The sequence below is a fragment of the Mycobacterium alsense genome (assembly GCF_002086635.1).
Lineage (GTDB): Bacteria > Actinomycetota > Actinomycetes > Mycobacteriales > Mycobacteriaceae > Mycobacterium > Mycobacterium alsense.
The window spans coordinates 54,319-66,460 of the sequence record NZ_MVHD01000028.1; the positions used below are offsets into that span (position 1 = coordinate 54,319).

Annotated in this window: 13 protein-coding genes; 1 reads left to right on the forward strand and 12 read right to left on the reverse strand. The window is 72.0% G+C overall.

The window, feature by feature from the left end; all coding sequences use genetic code 11:
- Positions 1-5: 5 nt before the first annotated feature.
- The 10 genes from aroQ to BST11_RS16285 form a co-directional block, all read right to left on the reverse strand.
- Positions 6-440 (reverse strand): type II 3-dehydroquinate dehydratase, encoded by a 435-nt coding sequence (aroQ, locus tag BST11_RS16240; protein ID WP_083138956.1) that lies wholly within the window; start codon positions 438-440, stop codon positions 6-8.
- A complete protein-coding gene (gene aroB / locus BST11_RS16245; protein ID WP_083138957.1) occupies positions 437-1,534 on the reverse strand; it encodes a 3-dehydroquinate synthase in 1,098 nt (365 codons plus the stop codon). The genes aroQ and aroB overlap by 4 nt, the downstream gene beginning before the upstream one ends.
- Positions 1,531-2,067 carry a shikimate kinase gene (locus BST11_RS16250; protein ID WP_083138958.1) on the reverse strand — a complete coding sequence of 179 codons (537 nt, stop codon included), beginning with the start codon at positions 2,065-2,067 and terminating at the stop codon, positions 1,531-1,533. The genes aroB and BST11_RS16250 overlap by 4 nt, the downstream gene beginning before the upstream one ends.
- Positions 2,067-3,281, reverse strand: coding sequence for a chorismate synthase (gene aroC, locus BST11_RS16255; RefSeq protein ID WP_083138959.1), 1,215 nt, complete (start codon positions 3,279-3,281; stop codon positions 2,067-2,069). Before aroC ends, BST11_RS16250 begins: the two co-directional genes overlap by 1 nt.
- 97 nt (positions 3,282-3,378) lie before the next feature.
- Positions 3,379-3,795: a prepilin peptidase gene (locus tag BST11_RS16260; protein WP_083138971.1), complete on the reverse strand. Its 417-nt coding sequence runs from the start codon at positions 3,793-3,795 to the stop codon at positions 3,379-3,381.
- A 10-nt stretch (positions 3,796-3,805) separates the two neighbouring features.
- The gene (locus BST11_RS16265; RefSeq protein WP_083138960.1) at positions 3,806-4,654 is read right to left on the reverse strand and encodes a shikimate dehydrogenase; all 849 of its coding nucleotides are present in this window, start codon (positions 4,652-4,654) and stop codon (positions 3,806-3,808) included.
- Positions 4,632-5,864, reverse strand: coding sequence for an endolytic transglycosylase MltG (locus tag BST11_RS16270; RefSeq protein ID WP_083138961.1), 1,233 nt, complete (start codon positions 5,862-5,864; stop codon positions 4,632-4,634). The genes BST11_RS16265 and BST11_RS16270 overlap by 23 nt, the downstream gene beginning before the upstream one ends.
- The gene (gene ruvX, locus BST11_RS16275) at positions 5,836-6,324 is read right to left on the reverse strand and encodes a Holliday junction resolvase RuvX (protein WP_083138962.1); all 489 of its coding nucleotides are present in this window, start codon (positions 6,322-6,324) and stop codon (positions 5,836-5,838) included. Before ruvX ends, BST11_RS16270 begins: the two co-directional genes overlap by 29 nt.
- Positions 6,325-9,039, reverse strand: a complete 2,715-nt coding sequence (gene alaS, locus BST11_RS16280) for an alanine--tRNA ligase (protein ID WP_083138963.1) — start codon at positions 9,037-9,039, stop codon at positions 6,325-6,327.
- Positions 9,040-9,096: 57 nt separating this feature from the next.
- Positions 9,097-9,486 (reverse strand): secondary thiamine-phosphate synthase enzyme YjbQ, encoded by a 390-nt coding sequence (locus tag BST11_RS16285; protein ID WP_211284727.1) that lies wholly within the window; start codon positions 9,484-9,486, stop codon positions 9,097-9,099.
- 156 nt (positions 9,487-9,642) lie between these two features.
- Between BST11_RS16285 and BST11_RS16290 the strand changes: the two genes are divergently transcribed.
- Positions 9,643-10,266, forward strand: coding sequence for a hypothetical protein (locus BST11_RS16290; RefSeq protein ID WP_083138965.1), 624 nt, complete (start codon positions 9,643-9,645; stop codon positions 10,264-10,266).
- A 9-nt stretch (positions 10,267-10,275) separates the two neighbouring features.
- Here BST11_RS16290 and BST11_RS16295 read toward each other — a convergent pair whose 3' ends face one another.
- Together BST11_RS16295 and BST11_RS16300 are read right to left on the reverse strand one after the other, a co-directional pair.
- Entirely contained in the window at positions 10,276-10,611 is a 336-nt protein-coding gene (locus BST11_RS16295) for a YciI family protein (protein ID WP_083138966.1), read from the reverse strand.
- A complete protein-coding gene (locus tag BST11_RS16300) occupies positions 10,608-11,966 on the reverse strand; it encodes a replication-associated recombination protein A (protein WP_083138967.1) in 1,359 nt (452 codons plus the stop codon). The genes BST11_RS16295 and BST11_RS16300 overlap by 4 nt, the downstream gene beginning before the upstream one ends.
- Positions 11,967-12,142 lie beyond the last annotated feature (176 nt).

A 12,142-nucleotide genomic window follows, 5' to 3' on the forward strand; every position in this document is an offset into this window, starting at 1 on the left:
GGCGTCTACGTTTCAGACGCGAGGTAGCGCAGGGCCAGCAGGTAGCCCTGGACTCCCAGCCCGACGATCACTCCCGTCGCCACCGGGCTGATGTAGGAGTGACGCCGAAACTCTTCGCGCGCATGCACATTGGAGATGTGCACCTCGATCAGCGGAGCCCGCAGTTCGGCGCACGCATCCCGCAGGGCCACCGACGTGTGGGTCAGACCGCCGGCGTTGAGGATCACCGCTTCGCCGGCGTCGGCGGCCAGGTGGATCCAGTCCAGCAGCTCCGCCTCGCTGTCGCTTTGCCGCACAACGGCTTTGAGGCCAAGGGCGGTCGCTTCGCGCTCGATCAGCGCGGCCAGCTCGTCGTGCGTGGTGTCACCGTACACGCCGGGCTCGCGCCGGCCGAGCCGGCCGAGGTTGGGGCCGTTGAGCACGTTGACGGCGGTGGTCATGTGGCCTCCAGTCCCGCTAGCCCGCCATACGCGGCCGCCAGTAGCGCCGGGTCCGGTCCGGTCAGCCGGCCCGGCTTGGCCAGCCCGTCGAGGACGACGAACCGGAGCACGCCGGCCCGGCTCTTCTTGTCCCCCGCCATGTATTCCAGCAGCTGCGGCAGCGCGTCCGCGTCGTAGCTGACCGGCAGGCCGAGCGCGGTCAGGATGGTGCGGTGGCGCCGGGCGGTGTCGTCGTCGAGCCGGCCGGCGAGCCTGGCGAGCTCCGCGGCGAACACCAGCCCCACCGACACCGCGGCGCCGTGCCGCCACCGGTAGCCCTCGCGGCGTTCGATGGCGTGCCCCAAAGTGTGGCCGTAGTTGAGGATTTCGCGCAGCTCGGCCTCCTTCTCGTCGGCGGCCACGACCTCGGCCTTGACAACGATCGCGCGCCGGATCAGCTCCGGCAGCACGTCGCCCGCCGGGTCCAGCGCGGCCTGCGGGTCGGCCTCGATGAGGTCCAGGATCACCGGGTCGGCGATGAAGCCCGCCTTGACCACCTCGGCCATGCCGGCGACGAGTTCGTTGCGCGGCAACGTTTTCAGCGTCGCCAGATCCACGAGGACGGCCAGCGGCTGATGGAACGCGCCGACCAGGTTCTTGCCGGCGTCGGTGTTGATGCCGGTCTTGCCGCCGATGGCCGCGTCGACCATGCCGAGCAGCGTGGTGGGCACGTGCACGATGTCGACCCCGCGCAGCCAGGTGGCCGCCGCGAACCCGGCGACGTCGGTGGCCGCGCCGCCGCCGAGGCTGACCAGGGCGTCCTTGCGGCCGATCCCGATGCGGCCCAACACCTCCCAGATGAATCCCACGACGGGCAGGTCCTTGCCGGCCTCGGCGTCCGGGATTTCGACGCGGTGCGCGTCGATCCCGTTGTCGGCCAAGCGGCTTCGGATCGTCTCGGCGGCGTCGGCGAGCACCGGCTGGTGCAGGATCGCGACCCGGTGCCGGCCGGCCAGCAGGCCGTCGAGCTCGTCGAGCATGCCGGCACCGATGATCACCGGGTAGGGCTGGTCGACGGCCACGTGCACGGTCACCGGCGGGGTGGCCCGGCTCATGTGGTGGCCCCGGTTCGGGGCGCCGGCAGGCGGGAAAGGATCTGGCGGACCACGGCCCCGGGGTTGCGACGGTTGGTGTCCACCCGGACGGTCGCGACCCGCCGGTACAGCGGGACCCGCTCGGCCATCAGGGCCTTGAATTTCGAGTACTTCTCGGCGTCGTCCTGCGCGGCCAGCAGGGGGCGCACGGTGCTGCCGCCGGTGCGCCGCACCCCTTCCCGGGCACCGATCTCGAGGTAGACGACCGTGTGCCCGGCGAGCGCCTCGCGTACGCCGGGGGTGGTCACGGCGCCGCCGCCGAGCGAGACGACACCGTCGTGCTCGGCGAGCGCCGCCCGCACGACGGCCTCTTCGATGCGGCGGAACTCCCGTTCGCCGTCGGTGGCGAAGATGTCGGCGATGGTGCGGCCCGTCCGCTGCTCGATCGCCGCGTCGGTGTCGAGCAGGCCGACGTCGAGGGCCTTGGCCAGCCGCCGTCCGATCGTGGACTTGCCCGAGCCCGGCAGGCCCACGAGTACAGCTTTGGGTGCCATCACGCGGTGCCCCGCGCGGCCGGCGATTCCCGGTCGGCGACCGCGCGCTGGTAGGACTCGATGTTGCGGCGGGTCTCGGCCAGCGAGTCGCCGCCGAACTTCTCCAGCGCCGCGCGCGCCAGCACCAGCGCCACCATGGTCTCGACCACGACGCCGGCGGCGGGCACCGCGCACACGTCGGAGCGCTGGTGGATGGCGACGGCCTCGTCGCCGGTGGCCATGTCCACCGTGGCCAGCGCCCGCGGCACCGTGGAGATGGGCTTCATCGCCGCGCGCACCCGCAGCGGCTGCCCGTTGGTCATGCCGCCCTCGAGCCCGCCGGCGCGGTTGGTCGAGCGGACGACGCCGTCGGGCCCGGGGTACATCTCGTCGTGCGCGCGGCTGCCGCGGCGGCGCGCGGTCTCGAAGCCGTCGCCGATCTCGACGCCCTTGATCGCCTGGATGCCCATGACCGCCGCCGCCAGCTGGCTGTCGAGCCGGTTGTCGCCGCTGGTGAACGAGCCCAGCCCCACCGGCAGGCCCAGCGCCACGACCTCCACGACGCCGCCGAGGGTGTCGCCGTCCTTCTTGGCGGCCTCGATCTCGGCGATCATGGCCTGTTCCGCGGTCTGGTCATACGCGCGCACCGGGCTGGCGTCGATCGCGGCCAGGTCCTCCGGGCGCGGCGGCGGGCCGTCGTAGGGCGCCGACGGGCCGATCGCGATGACGTGCGAGAGCACCTCGACGCCCAGTGCCTGCCGCAGGAAGGCGCGCGCGACGGTGCCGGCCGCGACGCGGGCGGCGGTCTCGCGGGCGCTGGCCCGCTCCAGCACCGGCCGGGCGTCGTCGAAGCCGTACTTGAGCATGCCCGCGTAGTCGGCGTGGCCGGGGCGCGGCCGGGTGAGCGGCTCGTTGCGGGCCGAGTTCTTCAGGTCTTCCGCTGCCGACGGGTCGAGCGGGTCGGCGGCCATCACGGTTTCCCACTTCGGCCACTCGGTGTTGCCGATCTCGATGGCGACGGGCCCGCCCAGCGTGACGCCGTGGCGTATGCCGGACAGGATGGTCACCGCGTCGCGTTCGAACTTCATCCGCGCGCCGCGGCCGTAGCCGAGGCGGCGGCGGGCCAGCTGGTCGGCGATCTCGGTGGAGGTGACCTCCACGCCGGCGACCATGCCTTCGACCACGGCCACCAGCGCGCGGCCATGGGATTCCCCGGCGGTGATCCAGCGCAACACCCGACAATTCTCCCATGGCCGTGCGATGGCGCGTTCAGGCCGTTGACTCTGCGTCCAGGGCGAAGAAGTTCGAGTAACCGCCGCCCTGGGCGCAGACTCAACGCAGGTTTGCCAGCAAGACCAGCCCGGCGGCCAGGCACATCGACGGGCCGTGCGGGACCGAGCGCGCGCCGCGCGCCCGGCCGGCCAAGCCGCACAGCGCGGTGACCAGCGGCGCGGCCAGGGCGGCCAGAAACCACGCGTCGACGCCGAAACAGCCGGTCAGCCCGCCCAGCCCGATCGCCAGCTTGACGTCGCCGGCGCCCATCGCCGACGGCGCCGCGAGGTGCACCGACAAATACAGCGCGCCCAGCGCCGCGGCCCCGGCCAGCGCGGGCAGCCCATGCCCGGTCGCGGCGGCGGCGGCCAGGATCACACCGGCCCCGGGCAGCGTCAGCGCGTTGGGCAGCCGCCGGTGCCGGATGTCGCAGAGGCTCAGCGCGCCCAGCCACAGCAACAAAGCCCCAGCCGCCACGCGCCGCACGTTAGCCCAGCGCGGCCGCCATCGCCGCTCGCGGGGCGGGCAGCCCTGTGAATTGCTCGACCTGGGCGAACGCCTGGTGCAGCAGCATCTGCAGGCCGTCGATCACGCGGCCGCCCGCGGCGGCCACCGCGGCGGCCAGCGGGGTGGGCCACGGGTCGTAGACGGCGTCCAGCAGCACCGGGACCGGGGCGAACGTCGCCGCGTAGCGCGCGGCCGCGTCCGCGGGGATGGTGCTGACCAGCACCCGCGCGGCCGCGACCTCGGCGGCCAGCGCCTTGGCATCCGGGTCGCCCAGCGCGCAAAACCGCGTCGGCACGCCGAGCCGCGCGCCGAGCTCGACCAACCGGGCCGCCCTGTGCGGATCCCGGGCCAGCACCGTGATGCCCTCGACGCCGAGCCGGGCCAGGCCCGCGACCGCCGCCGGAGCGGTGCCGCCCGAGCCACACACCAGCGCCCGCCCGGAGACGGGGCCCGCCGCGCCCAACGCCCCGGCCACGCCGTCGATGTCGGTGTTGTCGGCGCGCCATCCCGTCGGCGTGCGCACCAGGGTGTTGGCCGAGCCGACCGCGGCGGCGCGCTCGGTGCGCTCGTCGGCGAAGCGCAGGGCGGCGAACTTGCCCGGCATCGTCACCGACACGCCCACCCACTCCGGCCCCAAGCCGCCGACCACGCCCGGCAGCTCCTCGGCGCCGCACTCGATGCGCTCGTACGTCCAGCCGTCCAGCCCCAGCGCGCGATAGGCGGCCAGGTGCAGGTCCGGGGAGCGGGAATGCGCGACCGGCGAGCCGAGCACCCCGGCTTTTCTGTGCGCCTTTGGCGCAGCGCGCCTAACGGGCTGAGTCGAGGACACCGTTGCGCTTAGCCAGCTCGATGTTGGCCAAATGCTGCTGATAATCCTTCGTGAACAGCGTCGTGCCCTGGGCGTCGATGGTGACGAAGTACAGCCAGTCGCCCGGCTCCGGATGCTCGGCCGCGCGCAGCGCGTCGATACCCGGCGAGCAGATCGCCGTGGCGGGCAGCCCCGCGGACACGTAGGTGTTCCACGGCGTGCGCTGGGCGCGGTCGGCGTCGGTGGTGGCCACCTCGCGGCGGTCCAGCGGGTAGTTCACGGTCGAGTCGAACTCGAGCGTGTGGCGCGCGTGCAGGCGGTTGTAGATGACCCGCGCCACCTTCGCGAAATCCTGCGAGTTGGATTCCTGCTGCACCAGCGAGGCGACCACCAGGATGTCGTAGGGCGACAGGCTCAGGGACTGCGCGGTGTCCAGCAGGCCGGACTTCATGTACTCGACGGCGCCCGCGCTGATCAGCTCCGTCAGGATGCTCTGGGCCGGCGCCGCGGGATCGACGTTGAAGGTCCCCGGCGCGATGAGGCCCTCGATCCGGTGGTGGTCAGCGCCCAGCTCGGTCACCGGCTCGACGGCCCACGGCGGCACGGCCAACACCTTGGGGCTGCTGTGGGCGGCCGCCGCGCGCAGGTCGTCCACCGACACGCAGCGGCGGTTGCCGTCGAGATCCACGCACGTGGCGCGCGAGATCAGGGTCAGGATGCCGGGGTTGACCTTGTTGGTCTTCATGTCGGTGGTGTCGTCGAGCTGGCGGCCCTCCGGGATGACCAGCCGCCCCACCCGGCTGTTCGGGTCGGCCAGCCGCGCGACCGCGTTGGCCGCCGGGATCTCGGTGCGCATCCGGTAGTAGCCGGGCTGGATCGAGTCGATCTTGCTGTTGCCGTGCGCGGCGTTGACGAACGCCCGGACGGTCTTGACCACCTGCTGGTTCTGCAGCGTCTGCCCCACCATCGTGGTCGAGTCGCCGTCCTGCACGTGAATCACGATGTCGCGCTTGCCGTTTCCGCTGTAGTCCTCGCCGGTGCCGAACACCGTGCTCCACAGCCGGGTACCGACGAAGACGCCGGCCACGAGGAGCACGACGAAAACCACGAGCGCGATGCGGCCGGCGAAGCGGCGCCGCTTCTTGCCCTGCTCTTCGCGCCGGCGCGCCGCCCGGTCGACGCGGCCCGCCCTGCGTGCGCTGTCAACCACGCGCGGCCTCCCGGCACGCATCGAGCCAGCTCTGCAGGATCGCCACGGCGGCCGCCTGGTCGATCACCGCGCGCTGCTGCCTGGCCCGCACCCCCGCGGCCCGCAGCGACCGCTGGGCGCTTACGGTGGTCAGCCGCTCGTCGGCGAGGCGCACCGGCGTCGGGGCGATCCGCCGGCCCAGCGTCTCGGCGAGCTCGATGGCGTCCCGGGCGGACGGACCGGTCCGGTCGGCCAGCGTCCGCGGCAGCCCGACGACCACCTCGACCGCCTCCAGTTCGGCGGCGAGCTCGGCCAGCCGGCGTACGTGCCGCCCGGAGCGGTCGCGGCGCACGGTCTCCACCGGGGTGGCCAGGATGCCGTCGGGGTCGCTGACCGCCACGCCGATGCGCACGCTGCCGACGTCGATGCCGAGCCGCCGGCCCCGGCGATGCTCGTCGGGATCGCCGGGCCTGTCGGGGAGGCGGTGCTGGGTCGAGACCACTCAACCGACCCGCGCTATCACGGCGATCTCGGAACGCACCGCGTCGAGCGCAGCGTCGATGCCGGTCGGGTCCTTTCCTGAGCCCTGCGCCAAGTCGGCCTTGCCGCCGCCGCGGCCCTCCACGGCCACGCCGAGCTGCTTGACCAGGTCGTTGGCGCTGAGCCCGAGGTCCTGGGCGGCCGCGTTGACGGCGACCGCGTAGGGCACCGTCCCGTCCTCACCCTCGGTGATCAGCGCCACGACGGACGGGTCGCTGCCCAGCTTGCCCCGCACGTCGCCGACCAGGGACCGCAGATCCGCCGCCGTCATGCCCCCGGCCATCCGTTGCGCCACCACACGCACGTTACCGATCCGCTCCGCGCCCGCCGCCGCGTTGGTCGCGGCGGCCCGGGCGTTGGCCAGCCGGGCGCGCTCCAGCTCCTTTTCGGCCGCCTTGAGCCGTTCCACCAGGTTGGCCACCCGGGCCGGCACCTCGTCGGAGGGCACCTTCAGCGACGACGCCAGACCGGCCATCAGCGCGCGCTCCTTGGCCAGGTGCCGGAACGACTCCAGCCCGACGTAGGCCTCCACCCGGCGCACCCCCGAACCGACCGACGATTCACCCAGGATCGTCACCGGCCCGATCTGGGCCGAGTTGTGCACGTGGGTGCCCCCGCACAGCTCCAACGAGAAGGGGCCGCCGATCTCCACCACCCGGACCCGGTCCGGGTAGGCCTCGCCGAACATGGCCATCGCCCCCATCGCCTTGGCCTTGTCCAGCTGCTCGATGAACGTGTGCACCTCGTAGTCGGCCTGGACCGCCTGGTTGGTCACCTCTTCGACCTGGGTGCGCTGTTCCTCGGAAAGCGAACCCTGCCAGTTGAAGTCGAACCGCAGATAGCCCGGGCGGTTCAGCGACCCGGCTTGAACCGCGTTGGGGCCCAGCACTTGTCGCAGCGCGGCGTGCACCATGTGGGTGCCCGAGTGGCCCTGGGTGGCGCCCCGGCGCCACCGCGGGTCGACTGCGGCGACGACGGTGTCGCCCTCCACGAATTCCCCGGACTCCACGTTGATCCGGTGCACCCACAGGGTTTTGGCGATCTTCTGCACGTCGGTGACCGCCGCGCGGGCGCTCTCGTTGGCCCCGGTCCCGCTGATCGTGCCCTCGTCGGCGATCTGCCCGCCCGACTCGGCGTAGAGCGGGGTGCGGTCCAGCACCAGCTCGACCCGGTCCGCGCCCGCGCCGTCTCTTTCCACGCCGTGGGCGACGACGGGCACCCGCCTGCCGTCCACGAAGATGCCCAAGATCCGTGCCTCGGAGGTCAATTCGTCGAACCCGGTGAACTCGGTGGGCCCGGCGTCGACCAGTTCCCGGTAGGCGGACAGGTCGGCGTGTGCGTGCTTGCGCGCGGCGGCGTCGGCCTTGGCGCGGCGGCGCTGCTCGGCCATGAGCTCCCGGAAGCCGATCTCGTCGACCCGCAACCCGGCCTCCGCGGCCATCTCGAGGGTGAGGTCGATCGGAAAGCCGTAGGTGTCGTGCAGGGTGAAGGCGTCCGAACCGGACACCACGCTCGCGCCCGCCGCCTTGGTGGCGCCGGCGACCTCGTCGAACAGCTTCGAGCCCGACGCCAGCGTGCGGTTGAACGCGGTCTCCTCGGCGACGGCGATGCGCCGGATCCGGTCGAAGTCGGTGACGAGTTCGGGATACGACGGGCCCATCGCGTCGCGCACGGTGGCCATCAGGTCGCCGACGATCGGGTCCTCGATCCCCAGCAGCTTGGCCGAACGGATCACCCGGCGCAGCAGCCGCCGCAGCACGTAGCCGCGCCCGTCGTTGCCGGGGCTGACGCCGTCGCCGATCAGGATCGCCGCGGTGCGGCTGTGGTCGGCGATGACGCGGTAGCGGACGTCGTCGGAGTGGTTGCCCTCGTCGTACCCGCGGGGCGCGCGGGTGGCCACCAGGTCGATCACCGGCCGCAGCAGGTCGGTCTCGTAGACGTTGTGCACGCCCTGCAGCACGAACGCCACCCGCTCGACGCCCATGCCGGTGTCGATGTTCTTGCGGGGCAACGGCCCGAGGATCTCGAAGTCGGTCTTGGACGTGCCCTCGCCGCGCTCGCTCTGCATGAACACGAGGTTCCACAGCTCGACGTAGCGGTCCTCGTTGGCGATCGGCCCGCCGCCCTCACCGAACTCTTCGCCGCGGTCGTAGTAGATCTCCGACGACGGGCCGCACGGCCCGGGGATGCCCATCGACCAGTAGTTGTCCTCCATGCCGCGGCGCTGGATCCGCTCCGCCGGCAGGCCGGCGATCTCCTGCCACAGCGAGTACGCCTCGTCGTCGTCGAAAAAGACGGTGGCCCAGAGCCTTTCGGGGTCAAGGCCATATCCGCCATCCCCGACGGGATTGGTCAGCAGCGACCAGGCCAGCTCGATCGCGCCGCGCTTGAAATAGTCGCCGAACGAGAAGTTGCCGGCCATCTGGAAGAAGGTGTTGTGCCGGGTGGTGATCCCCACCTCGTCGATGTCGGGGGTGCGGATGCACTTTTGGATGCTGGTGGCCGTCGCATACGGCGGCGTGCGCGCGCCCAGGAAGTACGGCACGAACTGGACCATCCCGGCGTTGACGAACAGCAGGTTGGGGTCGTCGAGGATCACCGAGGCGCTCGGCACCTCGGTGTGGCCGGCCTTCACGAAGTGATCGAGGAATCGCTTCCTGATCTCGTGTGTCTGCACTGCGTTCGCTTCTTCCTTGTTGGTTGTCGTGCCCGGGGATTCCAGCCTAAGGGGCCGCTAACCCTCCAAAAAGCTCAGCCGCACCGACCGCCGCGGGTTGTCGCGGTTGAGGTCGACCAGCACGATGCTTTGCCAGGTGCCCAGCTGCGGCTCACCGCCGACGACCGGCACGCTCACCGACGGGGCGACGAGCGCCGGCAGCACGTGGTCGGCGCCGTGGCCGGGCGAGCCGTGCGCGTGCCGGTAGCGGTCGTCGCGGGGCAACAGCCGCTCCAGCGTGTCGACGAGGTCGTCGTCGGAGCCGGCGCCGGTCTCGATGATCGCGACCCCGGCCGTCGCGTGCGGGACGAACACGTTGCACAGGCCGTCGCCGTAGCTGAAGCAGAACCGGCGCACCGCGTCGGTCACATCGACGACACGGCGACGCTCGGTGTCCACCTCCAGCACATCGGTATGCACCCGCTCCAGCCTACCGGCGGCACGGCGCCCGAAAGGCATTGCGGGCGCTCAGCGGTAGGAGGAAGGTATTTGGTGTGGGGCCGGTGGCGCCACCGGGGTCCATGGAGATAGCAGTGAAAACAGCCCCGACAGGGAGGCTCGACCATGTACGCACGCTCTACCACCATCCAGGCGCAACCCCTTTCGGTCGACATCGGCATCGCCCACGTCCGCGATGTCGTGATGCCCGCGCTCCAGGAGATCGACGGGTACGTGGGGTTGTCGTTGTTAGTGGACCGCCAGTCCGGCCGGTGCATCGCCACCAGCTCCTGGCAGACGATGGAGGCGATGCGCGCCAGCGCCGAGCGGGTGGCCCCGATCCGCGACCGCACCGCGTTGATGTTCGACGGCAGCGCCAAGGTCGAGGAGTGGGACATCGCTTTGCTGCACCGCGACCACCACTCGCAGGACGGCGCCTGCGTGCGGGCCACCTGGCTCAAGGTGGTGCCCGACCAGCTGACCCGGTCCCTGGACTTCTACCGGACGGCGGTGCTTCCGGAGCTGGAGCAGCTCGACGGGTTCTGCAGCGCCAGCCTGCTCGTCGATCACCCCGCGTGCCGGCGAGCGGTGTCCTGCTCGACGTTCGACAGCATGGACGCGATGGCCCGCAACCGCGACCGGGCCACCGAGCTGCGCAGCCGGCGCGTGCGGGACCTGGGCGCCGAGGTGATCGACGTCGCCGAGTTCGAGCTGGCGATCGCCCACCTGCGGGTGCCCGAGCTCGTCTAGGCCCGGTTTCTAGGGCAGGGCGTCCCCGGGGAATCCGCGGCAGGGGTGCACCTGGTAGGTGAAGACCCCCGCCGCCACCCCGGGGTCGTCGTCCATGAGGGCGGTGGTCTGCTCGACCGTCGCCGCGAACACCCCGACACCGCAGACGTCGGACTCGTCGGTCACCGGCAGCACCACCGCCAGCACGCCGTCGTCGCGCAGCCCGAAGTTGCGCCGGCCGTGCTCCCAGATGATCCCCGGCGACGACTCGTCGCCGAAGCGTGGGCCGCGCTTGAGGATGACGACGCTGTATTCCCTGGCGGTGGGCAGCAGCCGGCCCATCTCCTCGTCGGTGAACGTCTTCATGGCCGCCTCCTCCGGATGATCGCCCGCAGCCGGTCCAGCCGGCCGGCCATCTCCCGCTCGCCGCCGCGGCCGGTGGGCCGATAGTAGTCCACCCCCACCAACTCGTCGGGTGGATATTGTTGGGGCACAACGCCATCCGGGTCGTCGTGGGAGTACTTGTAGCCCTGGGCGTTGCCCAGCGCCGCCGCCCCGGCGTAGTGCCCGTCGCGCAGGTGTGGCGGCACCAGCCCGGCCTTGCCCGCCCTGATGTCGTCCATCGCCGCGGCCAGCGCGGTGGTGACGGCGTTGGATTTCGGCGCGGTGGCCAGGTGGATGGTGGCGTGTGCCAGCGTCAGCTGGGCCTCGGGCATGCCGATCAGCGCCACGGTCTGGGCGGCGGCGACCGCGGTCGGCAGCGCGGTCGGGTCGGCCATGCCGATGTCCTCGCTGGCCAGGATCATCAGCCGGCGCGCGACGAACCGCGGGTCCTCCCCGGCGACCAGCATGCGCGCCAGGTAGTGCAGCGCGGCGTCGACGTCGGAGCCGCGCACCGACTTGATGAAGGCGCTGACCACGTCGTAGTGCTGGTCGCCGTCGCGGTCGTAGCGCACGGCGGCCTTGTCCAGCGACTGCTCGATGGTCTCGACGGTGACGCGGTCGTTGGCCGCCTGAGCCGGTTCGGCGGCCACCTCCAGCGCGGTCAGCGCGCGGCGGGCGTCGCCGGCGGCCAGCCGCACCAGGAGGTCGACGGCGTCGGGTTCCACGCCGATCCGCCCGCCCAGCCCGCGGGGGTCGTCGATCGCGCGCTGCACCACGGCGCGGACGTCATCGGGCGTCAGCGGGCGCAGCTGCAGGATCAGCGAGCGCGACAGCAGCGGCGCCACGACGGAAAAGGAGGGATTCTCGGTGGTCGCCGCCACCAGCAGCACCACCCGGTTCTCGACCGCGGACAGCAGGGCGTCCTGCTGGGTCTTGGAGAACCGGTGCACCTCGTCGATGAACAGGACCGTCTGCTCGCCTCGAAGGAGGGCGGTTCGGGCTTGATCTATCACCGCCCGGACCTCCTTGACCCCGGCCGACAGCGCCGACAGCGCCTCGAACCGGCGGCCGGTCGCCCGCGAGATCAGCGCGGCCAGCGTCGTCTTGCCGCTGCCCGGCGGACCGTAGAGGATGACCGACGCGACGCCCGAGCCCTCGACCAGGCGGCGCAGGGGCGACCCCGCCGCCAGCAGGTGATCCTGCCCGACCACTTCGTCCAGGGACGCCGGCCGCATCCGGACGGCCAGCGGGGCACCCACCGACTCGCCCAGGCCTTGGTCGGTCGTCTGGGGCGGGCCGGGGAGGTCGAACAGACCGTCGGACACGGTTTCAGGCATACCACGTCGGCGTGACGCGACGCGGGCCTCCGACACGGGAAAACAGGGCGAGCGCCCCGGGCACATATTTGTTAAGTTGCCGTGTGCCGAAAGCCGACAGCTAGGACGGACATGAGCCAGCCTCCCGAGTACCCGGGCCCCCCCAACGCGGGGAACGACAACCCTCCCGGCTACCC